Origin of the sequence: Marivirga tractuosa DSM 4126 (assembly GCF_000183425.1) — a bacterium.
Classification (GTDB): domain Bacteria; phylum Bacteroidota; class Bacteroidia; order Cytophagales; family Cyclobacteriaceae; genus Marivirga; species Marivirga tractuosa.
This window is the reverse complement of record NC_014759.1, coordinates 1,338,288-1,354,469: the sequence shown is the minus strand read 5'-3', so window position 1 is coordinate 1,354,469 and position 16,182 is coordinate 1,338,288. Positions and strand designations below refer to the sequence as shown.

Annotated in this window: 16 protein-coding genes; 8 read left to right on the top strand and 8 right to left on the bottom strand. The window is 36.3% G+C overall.

The window, feature by feature from the left end; translation table 11 throughout:
- Positions 1-65 precede the first annotated feature (65 nt).
- The 3 genes from FTRAC_RS05470 to sppA form a co-directional block, all read right to left on the bottom strand.
- A complete protein-coding gene (locus FTRAC_RS05470) occupies positions 66-1,730 on the bottom strand; it encodes an alpha-amylase family glycosyl hydrolase (RefSeq protein WP_013453235.1) in 1,665 nt (554 codons plus the stop codon).
- A gap of 399 nt (positions 1,731-2,129) precedes the next feature.
- The gene (bioB, locus tag FTRAC_RS05465; RefSeq protein ID WP_013453234.1) at positions 2,130-3,134 is read right to left on the bottom strand and encodes a biotin synthase BioB; all 1,005 of its coding nucleotides are present in this window, start codon (positions 3,132-3,134) and stop codon (positions 2,130-2,132) included.
- A gap of 65 nt (positions 3,135-3,199) precedes the next feature.
- A complete protein-coding gene (sppA, locus tag FTRAC_RS05460; RefSeq protein ID WP_041650399.1) occupies positions 3,200-4,951 on the bottom strand; it encodes a signal peptide peptidase SppA in 1,752 nt (583 codons plus the stop codon).
- A gap of 133 nt (positions 4,952-5,084) precedes the next feature.
- Between sppA and folK the strand changes: the two genes are divergently transcribed.
- The 4 genes from folK (at position 5,085) to FTRAC_RS05440 (ending at position 7,208) form a co-directional block, all read left to right on the top strand.
- Complete coding sequence (gene folK, locus FTRAC_RS05455) at positions 5,085-5,573, top strand: 2-amino-4-hydroxy-6-hydroxymethyldihydropteridine diphosphokinase (protein WP_013453232.1); 489 nt, start codon at positions 5,085-5,087, stop codon at positions 5,571-5,573.
- Positions 5,574-5,645: 72 nt separating this feature from the next.
- Complete coding sequence (locus tag FTRAC_RS05450) at positions 5,646-5,852, top strand: hypothetical protein (protein ID WP_041649557.1); 207 nt, start codon at positions 5,646-5,648, stop codon at positions 5,850-5,852.
- 11 nt (positions 5,853-5,863) lie between these two features.
- Positions 5,864-6,508 (top strand): hypothetical protein, encoded by a 645-nt coding sequence (locus FTRAC_RS05445; protein ID WP_013453230.1) that lies wholly within the window; start codon positions 5,864-5,866, stop codon positions 6,506-6,508.
- 100 nt (positions 6,509-6,608) lie between these two features.
- Entirely contained in the window at positions 6,609-7,208 is a 600-nt protein-coding gene (locus FTRAC_RS05440; protein WP_013453229.1) for an MCP four helix bundle domain-containing protein, read from the top strand.
- Between the two features lie 175 nt (positions 7,209-7,383).
- Here FTRAC_RS05440 and FTRAC_RS05435 read toward each other — a convergent pair whose 3' ends face one another.
- The 5 genes from FTRAC_RS05435 to pgi form a co-directional block, all read right to left on the bottom strand.
- The gene (locus FTRAC_RS05435) at positions 7,384-8,466 is read right to left on the bottom strand and encodes an aminotransferase class V-fold PLP-dependent enzyme (protein WP_013453228.1); all 1,083 of its coding nucleotides are present in this window, start codon (positions 8,464-8,466) and stop codon (positions 7,384-7,386) included.
- Positions 8,459-9,646, bottom strand: coding sequence for an MFS transporter (locus FTRAC_RS05430; protein WP_013453227.1), 1,188 nt, complete (start codon positions 9,644-9,646; stop codon positions 8,459-8,461). Before FTRAC_RS05430 ends, FTRAC_RS05435 begins: the two co-directional genes overlap by 8 nt.
- A 144-nt stretch (positions 9,647-9,790) precedes the next feature.
- The gene (locus FTRAC_RS05425; RefSeq protein ID WP_041649555.1) at positions 9,791-10,045 is read right to left on the bottom strand and encodes a (2Fe-2S) ferredoxin domain-containing protein; all 255 of its coding nucleotides are present in this window, start codon (positions 10,043-10,045) and stop codon (positions 9,791-9,793) included.
- 186 nt (positions 10,046-10,231) lie between these two features.
- A complete protein-coding gene (locus tag FTRAC_RS05420; RefSeq protein WP_013453226.1) occupies positions 10,232-11,452 on the bottom strand; it encodes a BaiN/RdsA family NAD(P)/FAD-dependent oxidoreductase in 1,221 nt (406 codons plus the stop codon).
- 1 nt (position 11,453) lies between these two features.
- On the bottom strand, positions 11,454-13,106 hold the full coding sequence (pgi, locus tag FTRAC_RS05415) for a glucose-6-phosphate isomerase (RefSeq protein ID WP_013453225.1): 1,653 nt from the start codon (positions 13,104-13,106) through the stop codon (positions 11,454-11,456).
- 331 nt (positions 13,107-13,437) lie between these two features.
- Between pgi and FTRAC_RS05410 the strand changes: the two genes are divergently transcribed.
- From FTRAC_RS05410 to FTRAC_RS05395, 4 genes are read left to right on the top strand one after another with little or no spacing between them, the layout of a single operon-like run.
- On the top strand, positions 13,438-14,268 hold the full coding sequence (locus tag FTRAC_RS05410; protein WP_013453224.1) for an ABC transporter ATP-binding protein: 831 nt from the start codon (positions 13,438-13,440) through the stop codon (positions 14,266-14,268).
- Positions 14,258-15,052: a hypothetical protein gene (locus tag FTRAC_RS05405; RefSeq protein ID WP_013453223.1), complete on the top strand. Its 795-nt coding sequence runs from the start codon at positions 14,258-14,260 to the stop codon at positions 15,050-15,052. The genes FTRAC_RS05410 and FTRAC_RS05405 overlap by 11 nt, the downstream gene beginning before the upstream one ends.
- 1 nt (position 15,053) lies before the next feature.
- On the top strand, positions 15,054-15,413 hold the full coding sequence (locus FTRAC_RS05400) for a GntR family transcriptional regulator (protein ID WP_013453222.1): 360 nt from the start codon (positions 15,054-15,056) through the stop codon (positions 15,411-15,413).
- 57 nt (positions 15,414-15,470) lie between these two features.
- Positions 15,471-16,100: a hypothetical protein gene (locus FTRAC_RS05395; RefSeq protein ID WP_013453221.1), complete on the top strand. Its 630-nt coding sequence runs from the start codon at positions 15,471-15,473 to the stop codon at positions 16,098-16,100.
- Positions 16,101-16,182 lie beyond the last annotated feature (82 nt).

Genomic DNA, 16,182 nt, shown 5'->3' with positions numbered 1-16,182 from the left:
ACGAATAAATTCATGGGCTGAAAATAAACCCGCAAGCTTTACCATAAGCTTGCGGGCTTCATATTTTATACCCCTTCCAAAAGCAATAACCTACTGTCTTTTTCGAATGTCAGTTTTCCATTTTTTACTTTGGAAATTTCGCCAGTGTAGAAGTTCTTCACTTCTTGATTTTCATCAAAAACATCTTCAACAGTTATCTCTTTAACGTTTTCAGACATTACGACCATTACATTGTCCTTGAAATCATTTTGATTTAATGTTCTGCTAAATGAATAAGGAGCATCCGAAATTTTTTGATGAGTACCCGCTCCAATGGCTGGATGGTTTTTTCTAAACTGGCCTAGTTTTTGCCAGTGATTATGAATTTCTTGAATACTATATCCGTCTCTTTTGGCATTCGCCTTCAGTTCATCCCAATTCATTAAAGAACGTAATTTGGCATCTCCCTCAGCCTCAGCATTAAGCAGGCGTGCGGTTTCATCTCCATAGTAGATTTGTGCTGCGCCAGGGGTGAGCATCAAGTAAGTTGCAGTATTGAATACATTGGTTCTATCACCATCAAAGGGATTTCCATCATCATGAGAAGAAAGGTAGTTTAATACTGACTTGTTTTTCAATTCACCTTCATTTAAAAGGCTATCATAAGTAGCAAAAACCTCATCTGGATGCTTATCTTTTAATTCCCATTTCAATGAGAAATTAATCATGCTATGGAATCCTTCATTAAAGAAATTTACTGCTGTATCTCCATCGTAAGTATAATTTAATCCATCATAAATAGAGTAATTGTAAATTTCCCCGACCATATAAAAATCTAGATCATCTAATTTTTCATCTGGATTTTCGTTTTTCCAATCTCTTAAAGCCTTTAAAGCTTCTGCATATAGTTCTCCCCATATACCAGCTTCAGTATGCTTTACCGTATCTACTCTAAATCCGTCTACACCAAATTCTTTTATATAATCCGTGATCCATTTGATCAGGTAATATTTAGGTGCTCTTGGGTAGCCAGTACGCTCAAAAAACTCATCTAATTCCGCTAATTCCTTTTCAAGTCTTCCTTCTTTTTCCCACTTGTCCAATAAATGTTGAGGTAATTCAACTTCTTCTTCTGATTCAGTTAAAATATCAGGAAGATTATCCACTAAGGTGCATTTTACCGTACTTTCCCAATCTTGATAGGTGCAATTAGGATCAGTTCTAACCCAACCATCCCAAATAGGGTCTTGTTCTGTTACTGGTCCTGTATGATTCATCACTACATCCAATAAGATTCTTATCCCGTTATCATGGGCAGTTTTCACTAATTCCGCTAAATCTTCCATTGTTCCAAAGTTTGGATCTAATGCAGTCCAGTCTTTGGTCCAGTAGCCATGGAAACCATAAGTTTTACCGGTTCCTTCATCAACAGATCCGTGGATTTGCTCTACCAATGGATTTACCCAAATGGCATTCACACCTAAGTCATTGAAATAGCCCTCCTTTATTTTTTGAGTGATGCCTTTTATATCGCCTCCCATAAAATTTCTGAGTGTTGCACCATCTTGCACTCTTCCAAAGTTGAAGTCATTGTCCGGATTGCCATTGTTAAACCGATCTGCCAACAAGAAATACACTGTTGCATTCTCCCACATAAAAGGAGCGTCCTTTTTAGCAGTAGATTGTTGTTCTTGGGGAGTATTGCATCCAAAAATTAGGAATAGAAATAGTAAAAATGGTGTGGTTTTCATAGTTAATAATGGTTTAGAAAATGAAGGATTGAAATTGCTAATAAAAATTGATTTTGGCAATTTTTGATATGATTTGATTAATTGAAAACAAGTTTGAGTTAGGCAAGATTCCTGCCTCCCGACTTTCAGTACGGGACAAGTTCCGCAGGAATGATGTGCTAATGATCTTTTGTGCTATAATTATATTAAGGAAAACCTGTTTTTCTTGCAAACCGAATAATTAAACTACTCTATAAAATCCGTGCCTCATTCCTTTGAAGAAAGGAATCTATAGATTTTAATCTCTGATTAAAAAAACAAAACTAAATTAAATGTTAACGGAGCTTCCCAGCTCGTGTACAAAACAAAAAAGGTAGCCAATAGCTACCCTTTAATTCTTAATTATATAATTACTAATTCTTAATTGGCGCCTGGTATTTGCTGAAATTCAACAGCAGGTTCCCCGTTTTTAAATGCTTTCCTAGGCTTCAAATTTAAAGTCTGGAATAACTCTGCATCTTCATTTACTTCAGGATTCGGAGTAGTTAATAATTTATCACCTGCAAAAATCGAATTTGCTCCAGCCATAAAACATAGAGCTTGTTCTTCTTGATTCATTCTTACTCTTCCTGCCGATAAACGAACCATTGCTTTCGGCATCGTAATTCTAGCAGTTGCTATCATTCTTACCATTTCCCAAACAGAAACTTTTGGTTGTTTTTCTAATGGTGTTCCAGGTACAGGTACTAATGCATTTACCGGTACAGATTCTGGATGTTCTTCCATAGTAGCAAGGGTGTGAAGCATTCCCACTCTATCCTCATGTTGTTCGCCTAAACCGATAATTCCACCGGAGCAAACGGAAATTTTTGCTTTTCTAACGTTTCCAATCGTGTCTAATCTGTCATCATAAGTTCTAGTGCTTATAATGTCGTCATAGTGCTCTTCTGAGGTATCTAAATTATGGTTATACGCATAAAGACCAGCTTCTTTCAATTTCTGGGCTTGTGATTCCGTTAGCATACCCAAGGTACAGCATACCTCCATATCCAACTCATTAATGCCTTTCACCATGTCTAGCACTCTGTCGAAGTCACGATTATCTCTTACTTCTCTCCATGCCGCACCCATGCAAAATCTTGTGCTTCCGTTTTCTTTTGCAATTCTTGCACTTTCCAATACTTGCTCAGTAGGCAATAATTTATGGACTTTAACATCCGTATGATAACGAGCAGCTTGCGGACAGTACGCACAATCCTCTGGGCATCCGCCAGTTTTAACACTCAATAATGTACAAACCTGCACCTCAGAAGGATCATTAAACTCTCTATGCACGGTGGCTGCCTGATAAATAAGTTCTAATATAGGTTGGTTATATATTTTTTCTATTTCTTCCTTGGTCCAATCGTTCCTAATCTCTGTCATTTTAGTTTTTTTATTTTAAATCAGCATAACTGAATTTCAGACTATAATGTAAAAAAAGGGTCAAATTATTTGATTTCCAAATCAAAAGGCATTCTTGTTTGCAATCCTTTGTTTTCCATTAGGTATTCCAATTCTTCGACATGCTTTGCCATTTCACCATAAGTATATTTTTTATGCAGAATTTTAGCAGAAGAACCCATTTCGTTTAATAATTGTTGGATGAAAGGTTTCTTTTCAGGGTAATATACTTTCATGTAGTCTCCTTCTTCTAATCCAGCTGAATTTGCAGCAATATTTACAGCATCATCAAACCCGCCTAATACATCCACTAAGCCATTATCCTTAGCTTCAATTCCAGACCAAACTCTTCCTGAGGCAACAGCTAAAAGTTCATCAATTTGCATGTTTCTACCTTCCGCAGCTTTTGATGTAAAATCTTCATAACCTCTTTCTACTGAATTTTGAATGATTCGCTTTTCAGCTTCATTCAAACTTCTTGTTACGGTATATAAATCTGAATATTCACCGGTGCTTACTCTATCGAAGGTGATGCCTAATTTAGTATCCATAAATTTAGATAAATCTGGAATGATGGCGAATATACCAATAGAACCGGTAATAGTGTTTGGTTGAGCTACAATTGTATCGCAAGCCATAGCCATGTAATAGCCACCAGAAGCTGCAACACTGGACATAGATGCAATAACAGGCTTGACCTTTTTAGCTAACTTCACTTCTCTCCACATCACATCAGAAGCTAGAGCACTTCCTCCCGGACTATTAATTCTTAATACGATTGCTTTGATTTTGTCATCTAATCTGGCCTTTCTTATCTCTTTAGCAAATACATCAGAACCAATTGCTCCATCTCCACCTTTACCAGAAACTATATTTCCTTCTGCTACAATTACTGCAATTCTATTGGAATTATATTTATCTGCTACAAACGATTTGCTATACTTTTTAACGGATGCCACCGGTATTTTAGCATCTTCTCCAAGCCCAGCTATTTCTCTCATTTTAGTTAATACTTCATCATAGTATCCTAGTTGGGTAACCAGTTTGAAGTTCAAGGCATCTTCAGTAGTCCTTACTTTAAGCTGATCTGAAATAGCTCTTAACTCTTTGGCATCTATGCCCCTTGATTTGGCAATATTTTCAATAAAAACTCCATATACTGAGTTAAGGAGCACGCTAATTTGCTCTTTACTGGCTTCACTCATGTCTTTTCTAATGAATGGTTCAACAGCACTTTTGAAAGTTCCTACTCTGAATATTTGAGGTTCTACCTTCAATTTTTCAAGTGTCCCTTTAAAGAAAGTAACTTCCGAAGATAGTCCGCTCATATCAAGCATTCCAGCAGGATTTAAAACGATATTGTCAGCAACAGAAGCAACATAGTAGCCAGTTTCGGTAAAAGCTTCTGCATAAGCTAAAACTGGTTTTCCAGATTCTTTGAAATTGATTAGGGCATTACGAATTTCCTCCATTTGTGCAAAGCCTGCTAATACGAAAGGTGCATCCAAATAAATCCCTTTTATTTTTTCATCTGTTTTGGCATGCTCAATTGATTCTAAAATATCCTTAAGGCTGATAGGAGTAGGTTCATTTGTAAGTGCCTGACTAAACTCAGCAAAAGGGTCTTCAGATGTCATCTCTACTATAGGACGGTTTAGCTTTATTTCCAAGAAAGAATTTTCTGATATTTTCACTTCACTGTCCTGTGAAGCTATTCCAGCAAAAATAAAAAAGAAGCCTACAAAGAAAATGATTAAGGCTAATAAGCTGGCAAAGAAGATTTTAAAGAAGTTTTTCATAACAATAATTAAAGATTGATAATCAATTAAATTTTTATGCAATGTTAATTCATTTAATATTGCATCAACTTACAAATTAGCTATAATTTAATTTGATATAAAAGTATAATTCTATTGAAGGCAAAACTTAATTATGGAAGGGATATTCTTGTTGCTTGGTAGTAATTTAGGAAACAGGCTAAATAGCTTGATACAAGCAAATGAAGCACTAGAAGAAAAGGGAATTAAGGTCTTGAACAAATCTTCAGTTTATGAAACTGCAGCATGGGGCAAAACCGATCAACAAGCTTTTTTGAACCAAGTAGTAAAAGTGGATACTAGCTTGGAACCTGCAGCTTTATTGAATGTGATTTTGGAAATTGAACTTGAATTAGGCAGAGTTCGGAAAATAAAATGGGGAGAACGGCTAATCGATATAGATATACTTTACTTTCATAATTACCTATGCGAAGCAGATGACTTGAGTATCCCACATCCAGGCATACCAGATAGAAGGTTTACTTTAATTCCACTCGTTGAACTTTGTCCTGATTTTCTGCATCCCAAACTGAAAGTATCACAAAAAGAGCTCTTGGCTAATTGTGAAGATAATTTGGATGTTTCTTTGTTTGAAAAATATTAATACTGCTTGTGATTGATTAATAAAGTGAAAATATTGTTATATTCAAGTGCAAACCAAATTAAACGTACGATTATGAAAAACTATATTTTTATGCTGTGTTCAGCTTTAATTTTTTTAATCGCTTCCTGTGGAGGCTCTAATTCAGCAAAGGATACAGAGAAAGCGAGTACTGAGCAAGAAGAACAGATCGCAAATGAGGTGGTTGAATCTTCTAAAGAGGCAAAATCTGATGCAGAAAAAACAGAGAAGGAAGTTGACAAATTATTGGAGGATATTTAAACTTTTGAATTATGAAAACTATTTTAAAAAAAACGACTACCTGTTTATTCTTAGTATTGTTTGTGGCAGGATTCCAACTCGAAAGCCATGCTCAAGGGAAGTCTGAAAAAGGCAAAGAAAAAAAGGAAATGGCTAAAGATAAGTCAGCTAGTGAAATTAGCAAAGAGGTGGAAAAGGAGCTTGAAAGAGAAGCTGAGATGAAAGAGCAGCATAAAGAAATGCATGAATCAGATGAGCATATGAATGGCAAGCCTTTACAAAAAGAAAAAGGTAAATCGGAAAAAGGAAAAATGCATGGCAAAATGAAAGGTGAGATGACCGGTAAAGAATTTGGTCATATTCGTTCTGAAGAAGCCAAGCAAAAAATGATGGCAACTCACGAAAATATGCAAAAGGCAGAAGCGGCCATTAAAAGATCAGAAGAAAAAATTGCTGCTGCTAAGGAAAGATTGCAAGCAGCGGAAGAAGAAGCAAATATGACGGAAGAGGAAATAGCTGAAAAGCAGGATAAAATACGGAAAGCTGAAAGAAAAGTAGCCGAAGCAAAAGAGCGATTAAAAATGCAGCATAATCAGGTGCATGAAAAGATGATGGAGACCAAAAAAGCTAAAAAAGAAAAAATAAAAGAGACGGAGGAAGTAGAGATAGAAGAATAATTCCCTTCTCCCTTTAACTATTTCAGTGCTGCCAAAATATATTTAGGCAGCTTTTTTTATATCCATTCATATTCCTATTATTACATAAAAACACTACTCAATGAATCTCCTTGACAAAATAAAATGGATACTAGGTATTTTAATAGTTTTCACCCTTGTTATTACCACTAACATGGTAGATAGAAGTAATTTTTCTCGAATGAATGAAGCTGTAGAATCAATTTATGAAGATCGACTAGTAGTAAAAGATTTAATACTTAAGATTTCTAATGATATCCATCAAAAAGAAATTGCTGCCATTAAGGAAGACGAAGATTTTTATACTGATCAAAACAAACAAATCAATAGTGAAATTGAAGCACATCTTGCTAGTTTTGAACAAACGAAGTTGACTAGCAAAGAAGAGAAATTCTTGAACGACTTTAAGAGGCATTTAGACGATTTGAGAACTTTAGAAATGAATTATGTTCAGTCTAATTTTACAAAAGATCCTGCGCTTGAAGACCTTTTTCAGATCATAAAGAGAGATCTTAAAAATTTGGCTGAGATTCAACTTAGAGAAGGGACTAGACAATTCGAAAAGAGCCGTAAAGCTATGGACACCGTAGAGCTTTTCACTCAAATTGAAATATATATCATGATATTTTTAGCTATTGTAATTCAGCTAATCATTATTTATTCGCCAAAAAGAAATAGCTAAACGCTTTTCTATGCAACATACATACTACTGATTTTAAGCTAAATATTATGATAAATTCACGATTCTATGTTAATCTGTGTCCTAAGGGATAATCCGAGGATTTTTCTTGCCAATATTGCTTCTTTTTGATGTAAACAGAATTTGCTAACGAATATTTTTAATTAAAAATATCTACCTAAAACTTAAAAGCTTCAATCAAATCCACTAACATTTCAGTCTGTTCCTTTGAATGAGTGGGGAAATTGGCAATCCTGATTTGTTCTTTTTTGTAGCCTCCATACCCGGTTCCAACATGAATTTTTTTCTGTTTGAGATGGTCTATTAACAAGTTACTTTCAAAATCGCACCTAATCACTTTTACTGTTTTGGAACGATACTTTTCCTTTTCTACAAAATGATGAAGTTGTGGGTGAGCTTCAATAACCTGATTGAGAATGGCAGATTTATAATCAATTTCCCTTCTGATAGCTAAAATGCCTTTTTCCAGCATATCAGAAGCCACTTTTGCTAAGGTGTAAATACCTAAAATATTGGGCGTTTCAGCAGTTTGAAATACTTGCGCTTTTTCCACCATATCAGGTAATCTGTGATAGGACCCAATTGTATTTCCTTCTGCAGCCATTTTTTCTGCCTTTTCTAAACATCTGTTATTTACAATCCATATACCTAAGCCAGCAGGAAGTCCAAAAGCTTTTTGAACAGAAAAATAAAGTGTATCTATATTTCTAAAATCAATAGGAACTACGGGAACACCTGAAACCCCATCTATGGCAATTAATTTATTAGGATATTTCTCCCTCAAAGCATTGATGGTTTCCAAAGGAAAGGAAGTGCCACATGCTGATTCATTCAGACAAAGCGTAATAATTTCTGCACTTTCAGGAACATCAATAGCGTCAAAATTTGGAACAGTTCCATCCTCTACTACTAATTCATGTGCAGTTCTGCCGAGTTGCGTGGCTATTTTGGCAAAACGCTGTGAGAAAGCCCCCATACTGACATGATAGCTTTCTTTTTCAACGCAGTTTTCAATAATTCTTTCCCAGGCTTCATTGGCCGATGAGGTAATCAAGATATGGTAATCCTCCGGAATGTCCATTAACTTTCTTAAGTTTTGCTGACATTCTTTATAGATATCCTTAAATTGTTGTCCTCTATGAGAAGTGCTGCACACACCTTTTTTTAAAGCAGTTTTAATGTGCTCTTCAGCTGTAAAATATAGAGCTGATGGACCGGGGGTAAAGAATAATTCAAACATTGGCTGTTTCTATACTTATTTTGGATTTTTTCTTGTAATCGGATAAGGTTATTCCAAAAAACAAAAGGGCTGGAACAATCATACCGATAGCGCAAAATAAGTACATCTGAGATAGCGAAAAAATTTCCACGATGTTTCCTAAGAAAAAAGCACCAATTCCTATACCTAAATCTATAGATGAGAAGAAAGTACTGGTTGCAACACCTCTTTTTTCAGGTTTTACCATATTGATCACCATAGTCTGTAGCGTGGGCATTACGATCCCATTTCCTAAACCTAAGACAAATGCAGCAACTAGAAATCCCGGTTCTGTTGTGCTTTGAGATAGAAGTACCAAACCTGAAATCGTGCCTATGAAACTCAACAACATTACAAATGCAGGGCCTTTTTTATCCATCATTTTACCAGTGGTTGGTCTTATGATGCTTACACCGATGGCGTAAATCAAGAAAAACATTCCAGTACTTTCTATAGAAAGTTCTTTGGCAAAAAGCGTAATGAAAGACATGATTCCCGCAAAGGGAAAAGCTAGCAGCAGCATGACCATCGACACTTTCAGTACTTTTGGTTCAAATACATTTTCCCAGCTCAATATATTTTTTCGACTACTGATTTTTGGATGGTTGACAAAAAATGACATTAAAACAGCCAAAGAACAAAGTATACCCGAGGTGATGAATAAAAACTGATAGCTGCCCGTTTCTTTCAAAATTTGCAGTCCAATCAAAGGACCAATTGCCATACTTAAGGTCATCGACAAGCCAAAGATTCCAATACCTTCTCCTCTTCTGCTATCCGGAACAAGGTCAGAAGTAATAGTTCCACCTCCTGTTGTCACTATTCCCCAAAAGCCTCCATTTACTAATCTTAGAAATAGTAAAAAGACAAATGAAGTTGCCAAACCATAAGCGGCCATTACAATGGCATAGCAAATCATTGCAAAGAGAAATAATTTTCTTCTTCCGTATTTGTCAAAAGCATAACCACTTAATGGTCTTACGATTAAGGCTGATAATGCATAAATTCCAATAATGTAGCCTACCTTATCAGCATTTTCTCCTAAAACATCGGTTACAAAGGTCGGTAGGGTAGGAAGTAAAAAATAAAATGATACAGCCATTAATAAATAGCTAAAGCAATGGAGGAGAAAGTCTTTAGTATATAATGGAGCTTTAGTCATGTTAGATTTTTATGGAAAGTATTAGATTAAATTTATGTTGCTACATACAAATGATCATTGCTAACTGATGTAACAGGTACTAAGTTTCTAAATTTTGCCGAATTTTTCTATTAAAGGGAAGAATTATGATCTGCTTGCTTAGTTTTAATTTTTAACTTTTTCTATAATCTCTGGAATGTCCGTTGATTTACAGTGATGTAGTAATTCTCCAGTGACCACAATGTTAGGTCCTAATTTGCAGTAATCCATGCATTTGGTTTTAATAAGCTTTAGGTTTTTAATACCCTTAGATTTCAGTGATTTTTTCAGGTCGTTTTTTAGCTCCTCGCAACCATTTTTCTTGCAGTCTTTTCCCGTGCAAATAAATATGTGGTGATTTTGATTTTCAGTAGGTTTCAAAATAATATCTTGATCTTTAAAGGTTAAATCAATTGGCCTTTTTATTATCGATTTTTCAGACTTAAAGTTTTAATATCTTTCAATTGGGTTTTAACCTTTTAACAAATTTTCCTCTGTAACCTTGTTAATTAATTTAATCGAGTTTTTTTTACATCTAACTTTTGCTTGAGATTGGCTCTATGAGGCTTAGTTTAGGATTATCCCCTCCGATGCCAACCAAGCCGTAGTCCAGGCAGCTTGAAAATTAAAGCCACCGGTTACACCATCAATATCCAACACTTCGCCAGCGAAAAAGAGTCCAGGACATTTACGGCTTTCCATTGTTTGCATATTCACATCGCCTAATTTTACTCCGCCTGCTGTTACAAATTCTTCTTTGAAAGTAGTTTTGCCAGAAGCCTCATATAAATCAGCTATTAGATGGTTGATTAATTTATTGAACTTCTTTCCTGAGAAGTTATTCCAGCGCAGTTCTTCATCTATTTCACTTTTGGTTAATAGATATTCCCACAATCTTTTCGGTAGTTGAAAAGGATTGCTATTGAAAAGTTTCTTCTTTGGGTTTTCCGCTTGAAATTCAGTTAGGATTTGACGAGCTTCTTCTTCATTTGCTGATTTAAGCCAATTTACCAACACAGAGTATTCGTAATTTTTTTCATTCAAAATTCTGGCTCCCCAAGCAGAAAGTTTGAGCACGGCTGGTCCGCTCATACCCCAATGTGTAACTAATAATGGCCCTTGGTGGGATAGCTTAGTGCCGGCTATTTTTACTTCCACATCTTGAACAGCAACACCCGATAAGTTTGTAACGCTTGATTTTGGAAGGTTGAAAGTAAATAAAGAGGGGACAGGTTCAGAAATGCTATGCCCCAAATCTGATAACCATTGAAAAGCCTCCAATTTATTATGTCCACCAGTTGCGATTAAGATCTTATCACATTCAATTTTTTCAGCACCTTTAATATCTAACAAAAATCCCTTTTCGGTTTTCTCAATTGATTCTACTGCAACTTTTGTTCTAATGTCTACTTTAAGTTTTTCACATTCAGTCAGCAGACAGTCGATAATGGTTTGGGAATCATCCGTGATAGGAAACATTCTGCCATCTGCTTCCGCTTTAAGTTTTACACCTCGGTTTTCAAACCAATTCACAGTATCGACAGTACCAAAGTGCTCAAATGCTTTTTTGAGCTTTTTATTTCCTCTGGGATAATGTTTGATAAGCTCTTTTGGCTCTTGGCAAACATTAGTAACATTACATCTGCCACCACCAGAAATCTTTACTTTGGAAAGAAGTTTAGATGATTTCTCTAAAACCACTACTTCTGCATCAGGATTTTTAGAAGCAATATTAATAGCCCCAAAAATACCGGCTGCACCAGCTCCTATGATTATGAATTTGGTCAATTTATTCCTCTCTCAACCTCTTGTACTCATTAATCAAGCCATTGGTAGAAGCATCATGTCCAATTACAGGATTATCATGCTCCAGTTCAGGAAGGATTAATCCAGCCAATTGCTTTCCTAATTCCACTCCCCATTGATCAAAACTGAAAATGTTCCAGATGATTCCTTGAACATAAATTTTATGCTCATAAAGTGCGATTAAGCTACCTAGGCTTTTAGGCGTTATTTTCTTCATTAAGATAGAATTGGTGGGATTATCTCCTTTGAATACTTTGAAAGGTAATAACTTTTCAATTTCATCAGAATTTAAACCCTTTTGTTCTAATTCCTGACGTGCTTCTTTTTCACTTTTTCCATTCATCAAAGCTTCCGTTTGGGCAAAGAAGTTAGCAAGTAATTTTTGATGGTGGTCACCAATTGGATTATGAGAAACAGCAGGAGCTATAAAATCGCAAGGAATCATTTTAGTGCCTTGATGTATCAACTGATAGAACGCATGCTGGCCATTTGTACCGGGTTCGCCCCATACAATTGGACCTGTTTGATAAGTAACCGCTTTTCCGTTTCTGTCAACCGATTTCCCATTACTTTCCATGTTTCCTTGCTGAAAGTAAGCAGCAAAGCGATGTAGATATTGGTCATAAGGTAAAATAGCCTCTGTTTCAGCTTTGTAAAAGTTATTGTATAAAACACCAATTAAAGCTAGCAAAACCGGAGCATTATCAGACAGAGGAGATTTTTTGAAATGCATATCCATTTCATGAGCTCCTTTCAACAATTCTTCAAAATTGTCATAGCCAATGTTTAAGGCAATGGATAAGCCAATAGCGGACCACAGCGAATAACGTCCACCTACCCAATCCCAAAATTCAAACATATTGGCTGGGTCTATGCCAAATGATTCAACTCCCGATTTGTTTGTACTTAATGCAGCGAAATGCTTTTTGACGGTTTCCTCAGATCCCCCATTTTCTAAAAACCATTTTCTTGCAGTATGTGCATTGGTCATGGTTTCTTGAGTAGTAAACGTTTTGGAAGCAATTAGAAATAAGGTCGTTTCAGGATCAATTTTCTGTAATACTTCTGCTATATGAGTAGCATCCACATTGGACACAAAGTGGCTTTCAATTCCTTGTACTTTAAAAGGTTTTAAAGCTTCAGTAACCATTACAGGTCCCAAATCCGAGCCGCCAATTCCAATATTTACAATATGCTTGATTTGCTTTCCTGAATAGCCTTTCCAGTCACCAGAATGAATCTTTTGGCTAAAAGTTTTCATTTGCTTTCTCACCTTTTGTACCAAAGGCATCACATCCTGGCCTGATTCCATTACGGGATTGTCCGAGAAATTTCGTAACGCAGTATGCAAGACCGCCCGATGCTCTGTTTGATTTATTTTTTCACCTGAGAACATGGATTCAATGGCTTCTGGTAGTTCCATCTCAACAGCAAGCTCTAATAATAACCCAAGAGTTTCTTCATTGATCTTATTTTTGGAGAAATCAATGAAAAGAGATTCAGTGTTTAAACTGAATTTTTCGAACCTATCTTTATCGTTTTCAAAAAGTGTTTTTAGATGTATGTCTTTAGTAGCTTGATAATGCTTCTCCAGCTTTTTCCAAGTCTTTGTTTCAATAGGTGAAATATATTTCATTTTATAAAAAAGTCTTTGCTTAAATTCGGTGCAAAGTTAAAGGCTATACGTTAAAAATATAGTCTTAGTGGAATTTTTGTTGAGAAATAGGGGTCAAGGCTGTTGTCACTATTGAGCAGCTAGTCTCCCTACTGCCAATTTTCAGTTTTTTTCTGTTGCCGGTCTGACCTTCGGTACTGACCTAAATGGCATCATCACTTCCAACTTCCTACTTCCAACTCCCCCCTTTGGGGGTTAGGGGCTCAACTTTTTTTCCCATTCCCTTGCATATTTAAAATCATTCTTTTACTATTGCACTGTATTAGTTAAGTAGTACACTAAATCAGTAATAATGATTGCAATAAAAAATCTAACTTTTAATTACGCCAAAAAGCAGCAACCGCTCTTCAATGAACTGGATTGCGAGTTGCAGACGGGCAGCATAGTCGGCCTTCTGGGTAAAAACGGAGCAGGTAAAACCACCTTGCTCAAGCTCATGATCGGTTTGTTATTTCCTGACAAGGGTGATATTTCGATCTTGGGGCACGAACCTTCAAAGAGACAGCCTTCCCTTTTGCAGGATGTCTTTTTCGTTTCGGAGGAGTTTCATCTCCCTTCTATTTCCATCAATAACTATGTTAGGGCCAATGCAGCTTTCTATCCGCGATTTGATAAGGAATTGCTTCTTCGATTGATCAAGGATTTCGAACTACCGGAAACCAAAAGCTTGCAAAAGCTTTCTTACGGGCAGAAGAAAAAATTCTTGATTTCTTTCGCATTGGCTACCAAATGCCACTTGTTGGTACTCGATGAACCTACCAATGGATTGGATATTCCTTCAAAATCTATTTTCCGAAAAGTATTGGCGGGTTCCTTGGATGAAGATCAGTTGGTTATCATTTCTACCCATCAGGTGAAAGATGTAGAAAATCTAATCGATAAGGTCTTAATGCTGGATAATGGCAAGTTCATTATGCAAAAAGGCCTTTATGAAATTGGCTCACAGCTGAATTTCTCCACGGTATCCTCGGCAGAAGGCGAGCATATTTTGTATAGCGAAATGGTGCCGGGCGGTTTCCGCGTCATCACGCCACAGGAAAACGGAAATTCCAATGTTGATATAGAACTATTGTTTAACGCCATAGCCAATGGCCATGAAAACTTGAAAAAATATGTCCAATAATATATTCAATCTCAAAAGGTTTATAATGTTGGCCAAACAGCATTATATCCAAAACAAAAAGCTATTGTTATTTGCATCTGTAGCATATGTAGGAGTTATATTTCTACTGCTTACTATTGTGCAAATGGGCAATGACCGCGAACCACATGATCTGGAAATGTTCAGAGGGTTTATTATCGGTTTCGTGGCCGTATTTGGTATTCTCTATACCGGTTATTCTTTCCCAGCCTTTAGAAGCAAGGAAAGCACCATCAATTATTTGATGCTACCCAGCTCGGTGCTGGAAAAGTTTTTATTTGAATTGATCACCAGATTAAGCATTGTGGTGATTCTACTTCCAGGGCTATTTTGGCTTACGTTCCACTTTCAGGGCTACTTCTTCAATCTTTTCAGTCCCGAAAAATTTGAAAGCATCGGTTTCGGAATGGCGACAGATTTGGAATTACCCGATCAGATTCAAGAGTTTCAAGCCTGGTTTATGACCATGATCATAGCATTGGTGATGTTAGGCTTTGTCTTGCCTTTTACGGGTGGGACCATGTTTAGCAAACAACCCTTGGTTAAAACACTTTTTGCAGTAGCCTTAATCGTGATTTTTTATGTCGCTGTTACCTATATCTTACTCGAACCCATGGGATTTGGGGAATACGAACCCAATGAGAGCATGTGGCTAATGCCGCATAGTGAAAAAGGGGCAATGCAATTTTTCGGCACTTTAGCCATCATCGGTAATCTGGTGATCCTATTTGTAGCCTACAGAAAATTAAAAGAAAGGGAGGTATAAAATGGAATTTCAAAACGGCAAAAGCATATTTCTGCAGATAGCGGACAGCATTACCGACAAGGTAGTGAATGGTGAATTTCCTGCAGGTAAAAAAATACCCTCAGTGAGAGAGTTAGCAGCTGAAATGGGGGTAAACCCAAATACTATCATGAGAACTTACAGTGAACTACAAGCTATGGATATTATAGAAAATCAAAGAGGAATTGGCTATTTCGTCAATAAAAATGCCCCTAAAATTATTTTGGAAGGCAAAAGAGAAGAATTCTTTAATAAGGTATTGCCTGAATTCTTGAAGCAGGCTCAGCTATTGGGTATTAGCGCCACTGAATTGAAAAAACATATTGAAAAAATTAATTCATAGATATGAAACTAGAGCAACAAAATATTGATCGGTCTTTTCAGTTTTTTATTCCTTTATATGATTGTGGCATTTACTGAAATGCGATTGAAAGGGGATTTAAACCGCTTTGACGGTAGCAACAGTATTTCAGAAAAAGCTGAAATTACAGCTGCAAACTATATCAAGCTTTCAAATCTAGACCCGCGCGTTACTATTATCGGATCGGAAATGCCCGGCCTAGAAGTGAAAAGTGTAAAGGGCGATATGCTGCAGCATTTAGAATATGAAATGATAGGCGACACACTACATATCATCTCCATGAAAATGGAGGAAAAGCAGTTAGTAAATCTGACCATTCATGTTCCCAAATCCACTTTTAGAGGTTTGAGTAGCAGCCATTGCGGAGTCATTATTTCAAACCTGCAACAAGCAAGTTTGGACATTGAACAAAAAGACGGATGGATTAGAATGAGTGATAGCAACAAAATTGGTCAACTTAACTTAATTGCTCAAAACACAGCCTATTTCAACTTTCTCAAAGGAGAAATTGATATCCTGAATACTAGCATTGATGATTCAGAGGTTTCTATTCCGCAGCCTATGAAATTGGTCAAAGGTTCTATGTCTAATAATTCCTATTTATACCTGGATGGGGCTAGCGAAATTCAATTTAAAAAAGATGAAAGCAGTAGGCTGATCTTGAATTAACCCAATAAATCCATAGAAGCTGCAACAAAAAAGCAGTTGCAGCTTCTTACTTATATCCACTACGAACGAAATACAGGCAAAG

What these genes read in the sequence shown, in the direction of transcription:
- FTRAC_RS05445 (WP_013453230.1), top strand. Translation starts at nt 5,864, where the DNA reads ATGAAAACTATTTTAAAAAAAACGACTACCTGTTTATTCTTAGTATTG.
- FTRAC_RS05450 (WP_041649557.1), top strand. Translation starts at nt 5,646, where the DNA reads ATGAAAAACTATATTTTTATGCTGTGTTCAGCTTTAATTTTTTTAATC.
- FTRAC_RS05410 (WP_013453224.1), top strand. Translation starts at nt 13,438, where the DNA reads ATGATTGCAATAAAAAATCTAACTTTTAATTACGCCAAAAAGCAGCAA.
- FTRAC_RS05430 (WP_013453227.1), bottom strand. Translation starts at nt 9,646, where the DNA reads ATGACTAAAGCTCCATTATATACTAAAGACTTTCTCCTCCATTGCTTT.
- FTRAC_RS05400 (WP_013453222.1), top strand. Translation starts at nt 15,054, where the DNA reads ATGGAATTTCAAAACGGCAAAAGCATATTTCTGCAGATAGCGGACAGC.
- FTRAC_RS05440 (WP_013453229.1), top strand. Translation starts at nt 6,609, where the DNA reads ATGAATCTCCTTGACAAAATAAAATGGATACTAGGTATTTTAATAGTT.
- FTRAC_RS05405 (WP_013453223.1), top strand. Translation starts at nt 14,258, where the DNA reads ATGTCCAATAATATATTCAATCTCAAAAGGTTTATAATGTTGGCCAAA.
- folK (WP_013453232.1), top strand. Translation starts at nt 5,085, where the DNA reads ATGGAAGGGATATTCTTGTTGCTTGGTAGTAATTTAGGAAACAGGCTA.
- FTRAC_RS05470 (WP_013453235.1), bottom strand. Translation starts at nt 1,730, where the DNA reads ATGAAAACCACACCATTTTTACTATTTCTATTCCTAATTTTTGGATGC.
- FTRAC_RS05395 (WP_013453221.1), top strand. Translation starts at nt 15,471, where the DNA reads ATGATTGTGGCATTTACTGAAATGCGATTGAAAGGGGATTTAAACCGC.
- bioB (WP_013453234.1), bottom strand. Translation starts at nt 3,134, where the DNA reads ATGACAGAGATTAGGAACGATTGGACCAAGGAAGAAATAGAAAAAATA.
- pgi (WP_013453225.1), bottom strand. Translation starts at nt 13,106, where the DNA reads ATGAAATATATTTCACCTATTGAAACAAAGACTTGGAAAAAGCTGGAG.
- sppA (WP_041650399.1), bottom strand. Translation starts at nt 4,951, where the DNA reads ATGAAAAACTTCTTTAAAATCTTCTTTGCCAGCTTATTAGCCTTAATC.
- FTRAC_RS05435 (WP_013453228.1), bottom strand. Translation starts at nt 8,466, where the DNA reads ATGTTTGAATTATTCTTTACCCCCGGTCCATCAGCTCTATATTTTACA.